The 4,088-nt window shown below is 43.2% G+C and carries 1 protein-coding gene; it reads left to right on the top strand.

What is annotated here, in order from left to right:
* Positions 1–166 precede the first annotated feature (166 nt).
* Positions 167–3,697: a hypothetical protein gene (locus BM283_RS17340; RefSeq protein ID WP_090695356.1), complete on the top strand. Its 3,531-nt coding sequence runs from the start codon at positions 167–169 to the stop codon at positions 3,695–3,697.
* Positions 3,698–4,088: the final 391 nt, after the last annotated feature.

Genomic DNA, 4,088 nt, shown 5'->3' with positions numbered 1-4,088 from the left:
TTCGTTGGCCAGCTTAACTGCTGACGCTCTAAATTCGGCTGTATAAGTTTTGGTTTTTTCTCGCTTCATATTAGGATCACACTCTTTTCAGATTATTTTAAATTGTGTGTCCGGTTTAGTGTAGCCACATCAATTGCCTGAATTATGGATAGAAAAAGCAGCTCGCATGGCTGACGAAATAAAAGTAGTCGTAGTCATTGACTCATTGGATGTTTTGTCTATCTCTCGTGAACACAGCGTATTGACATATTTCTTAGCACAAATAGACCGTCTACTGTTAATACCCAATATCACAGTGGTCACTGCCTGCCGTGACTTTGACCGGCATTATGACCACAGAATTGCAGCACGACAATGGGATTGTGAATTAAAGTGCCAACCTTTAGATTGGGAATCTGAAATTGAGCCGCTGCTTGATACTCTCGGCATTCATGCGACAACTATTGATTCTGTCACCCGTGAACTAATGCGAAATCCGCGCGAGTTGGCATTATTTGTCGAACTTGCCCAGCGAGAAGGGAGTTTCAACGTGGTATCCAGCCAGGCTTTGGCCCAGCGATATCTTGACACCATTGTGCGGGCAAACGACAAGTTAGGTGAAACAGCAATGCAAGCGATTGAAACCATAGCCGATGAAATGCTTAGAACACGTAGCTTGGCAGTACATCATCAACGCTTTACCGCGTCACAAGATATTCTACGAACACTGTGGAGTCTTAATGTATTAAGAGAAACTCAAGAGGGAAAATTAACGTTCGGACATCAAACTCTGTTGGATGTATTAGTGATCAGTGGAGCTGTACGCAAGGGGATCACGCTAAATAAGTTTATTAATGACTTGCCTCCCGTCCCCTTTGTACGCCCCAGTATCCGTAGTTTTGTCACACAACTGGCAATAGGTGATCGTCGTGAGCTTAGGAAACAAATACGAGCAGTATTGACAGGGAACTCTGCCTTTCACATACGCCGCTTGGTAGCTGAATCATTTGCTGAACAAACACCGCAGGATGATGACTGGCCATTGATACGCGATTTGCATGAAAAGCACCGTGACGTGTTTCAGGTGATATACACCCAAGCGGAACTAATAGAATGGCATTACTTTTGGCTCAAATATCTGGTACCTAGCCTGATCGACGCGCGAGATACCGAAGGGCTGACAGCACATGTCTATCGGGTATCCCGGTGGAAAAACGAAGATACTGCAGGGGTATTGTCGTTTTGGATGAAAGTATTGTCATTAGGTTGGATGGATGGTAAAAAAATTTCCTGGCAGTTAGAACATCATCTATCTGAGATCAATTCGGAAAATTTGGCACTGATCAGCCCCCTGCTTAAAAAATTGCTCGATATGCCGAGGCAAGAACACAGTTCTCTAGGACATGCTCTAGCTCGCTGTGTAGCAGCAGGAAGTATGGAAGATCTTTGGCTATGGCGTTATATTGCCGGTGACATCAGCGAAGACGATGTAATCAAATTTCATTTCGACAACAAGCTGCATTGTCAACCCCATGAGTTTGGAGATAGTAATAACAACTTTCTCCGCAACCGGATAGTGCAATCCCCTGCATTGCTGGATTTGGCATTGAAATCGATTGAACAGTGGAGCGAAACCCAGTCACTTCACTATGGCAAGCCCCCTGTAGTTTACCGATATGGATTCCTGCATGAAACCACATATAACGATATACATAGTCAGCACGATATTAGACATATGAGCAGTGAACGTATCCTAATGGATACGGTAGAAGCTGCTATCCTTAATCATGCCCTAATGCATTCTGAGTGGTGGCAAAATAACCGTGAACGACTATGCTTCAACCATGAGGGTGCTTTACTCTACTTCGCTATTCTGGTATGCACCGCATCGCCTCAAGCCAACATAGATTTGATCGGGTGTATGTTGTGCGACAAAAATTTATTAGAATTTGAACTTGTACACGAAGTGGGTGTATTGATTCAGGTTGCATTCATATACCTTGATACGTCTAAACAGGGTGCTGTAATGGCTTGCGTTCTGAACGCGTGGAAAGAAGATTTTACTGAGAAAAATAGGCATGCGTGGATACTGAAGAAACAAGCTGAATTGATTGTCCGTATTCCATGCTATCTGCGCTCACCAGAAGCACAAGCAGTGTTGGATGCTCATGAAAATAGAGAGGGCGTTTTGTTTCTTCAGCCTGACATTCGATCTTGGAGCGGCACGGTTTCTGCTCCATTTTCATTTGAGGTATTTCTTAGTTCCAGTAATAGTGCGGTGTTGCGTTTGCTGGCACATTACAATGGATATGCCGAACATTTCGATGATCGCCTGGTCGGTGGCAAACAAGAAGTCGGTTGGCAACTACGTGAAGCAGCATCGCGCCATCCATTGCGTTTTTTGCAGTTATTATCTACTCATTGGATCGAGATTCACGAAGAGTTTTGTGATGATATTCTCGACGGTGTAGCCAATTATTTAGAATACCGTTACGGTAATTTGCAAACCAATGATACATGGAAGCCGATCGATGAACCTGATGCCTCTATATTGGCGGGTCACATTCTTGATGAACTGGAAAGACATCCCAAACACTGGCATCATAATCGGGCTGCATCAAAGGCCCTACAAGCCTGTGCATATGTGATACAGGATACACAAAATGCTGGACGTCTTGTGTTTAAAGCAATAGATTTTGCGAATCTTCAAGAGGAAAATTCTATAAAAGGAGATTCGGTCAATTTAATCAATCAAGGTATCAATATGATAGATGGATGCATTGTCGAGGCCTTAATGATTGTGGCTAATAATTTTCAAGAAAGGAGTATCCCATATCCCGAGTTATTATCAACCACGCTTCGCCGTTTTGCTGGGAATGAGGATCCTGCGATTCGTGCTTTAATCCTGCGGCGTTTACCCTATCTTCAGTACAAGAAATCTGAGTTAGGTTGGGATTTATTTAATTGTGCTATGAAAGATGCATCAGGACTTTGGCAGACCGCTGAGCCTTGCCTGTATTATTCTTATCATAGTCATTTTGAAAAAATCGCTCCATTGCTTGCTCGCATTTACCACGAGGGTGGCGAAAAGGACATGGAGACCTGGGGGCGTATTTCGGCATTGGCAGCTTTGTCCAATCGAATTGATTTTGACGCTTGGTTAGAAGACTTGAAAACTTTGGGTATTGCTAACGCCTGGCAGGGGGCAGCAAGCGTATGGACGAACACTGAAAATATCAAACAACATCAGAGTCAATGTCTGACAGGAATTGAAGCAGGTCTGAATGCTGATAGTCCACATGCTGATATAATTGCCAAGAAGTTGGAAAAGTTGTTCCGGGATAGTACATCAGTAATTTCCTTTCCAATAGAGTTAATTCGTAAATATTTTACTATCTTAGAAAACGATAATGAGAGCAAGCATCATTACTTTTTTAAGTTTGGTGATTGGCTTAACGGCATATCGCAACGTGATCCAGAACAGGCGATAGCTGCAACTGAGATTTTTCTAACCTATGTCAAGCGGACCAAACTGTATCTGTATGATCATGGAAATAACCTTACCCAATTAATGACCCGCCTGTTTTCGGAAGCCGAAGAACGGGAAGAGTCTGATCATGGCGAAATGCTGCGGCGCGTGGTATCCATACAAGACACACTGCTTTCATTAGGGCTTGATAGCATCAACGATTGGCTCAGAGCTGCCGAACGTCCGTGACAAAGAATCAATCGATTTTTTGGTTGGATTAAAAATACAAATACCCGCTTTTAGCCAAAAGAGTCCAGCAGGATTGAGGAATATCAAAATGCCATCCAAAATTCAGGACAAAAAGTTACTTCATTTTCCCGTCGATGCACTCAGTTCCTACTAGACGATATACTTCTCGTGAATCAAAAATTGGTTTAAGTTAATGCGGCATAGTTGTGAATATATTAGAATTTTAATATGTCATCACATTACCTGCTCACTACACAAGAAATTGCCAATTTAGAGGTGGCGCACCGTCAAACCAAAGACAAGCGTTATGCTGACCGGCTAAAAACGGTCTACCTGTTAGGTAAAGGCTGGTCGGTTACTCAAGTGGCTGAAGCGCTCATGATGGATCGGG

This window comes from Nitrosomonas sp. Nm34 (genome assembly GCF_900113925.1).
In the GTDB taxonomy this organism is placed as follows: domain Bacteria; phylum Pseudomonadota; class Gammaproteobacteria; order Burkholderiales; family Nitrosomonadaceae; genus Nitrosomonas.
Note: the sequence above shows the minus strand (reverse complement) of the source record. Positions and strands in the feature narration are given on the sequence as shown.

Excerpts from the sequence above, each read along its gene's own strand:
- BM283_RS17340 (WP_090695356.1), top strand. The coding sequence starts at position 167 with ATGGCTGACGAAATAAAAGTAGTCGTAGTCATTGACTCATTGGATGTT.